The 270-nt window shown below is 41.1% G+C and carries 1 protein-coding gene; it reads left to right on the top strand.

The window, feature by feature from the left end; genetic code table 11:
• The first annotated feature begins 7 nt into the window (after positions 1-7).
• Positions 8-148: a preprotein translocase subunit SecG gene (gene secG / locus NLF92_RS14305; protein ID WP_349293230.1), complete on the top strand. Its 141-nt coding sequence runs from the start codon at positions 8-10 to the stop codon at positions 146-148.
• Positions 149-270: the final 122 nt, after the last annotated feature.

The raw sequence follows: 270 nt of genomic DNA, 5'->3' as shown, positions 1-270 counted from the left end.
AGACGGGTTGGGTGGTATTGGTGGACAGTCGCAAATGTTTACCAGTACTAAAAGCGCGGAAAATGCCTTAAATCGGATTACCTGGGGATTAGGCATTGCTTTTGTCACCTTGACCATTGTTTTGAGCGCAGGTTGGATCGGGGCTTAATTCATTTGAGCGATAGGATTGAGCCTTATGGGAAAAATTAGCCCAAGTTATTTGGCAATAATCTGGTTACAGTTAGCAATTTAGATATAGTTAATGAATAAGTGGCGAATAAAATGGCATAG

It is taken from the genome of Opacimonas viscosa, from assembly GCF_024199005.1.
GTDB lineage: Bacteria > Pseudomonadota > Gammaproteobacteria > Enterobacterales > Alteromonadaceae > Opacimonas > Opacimonas viscosa.
Note: the sequence above shows the minus strand (reverse complement) of the source record. Positions and strands in the feature narration are given on the sequence as shown.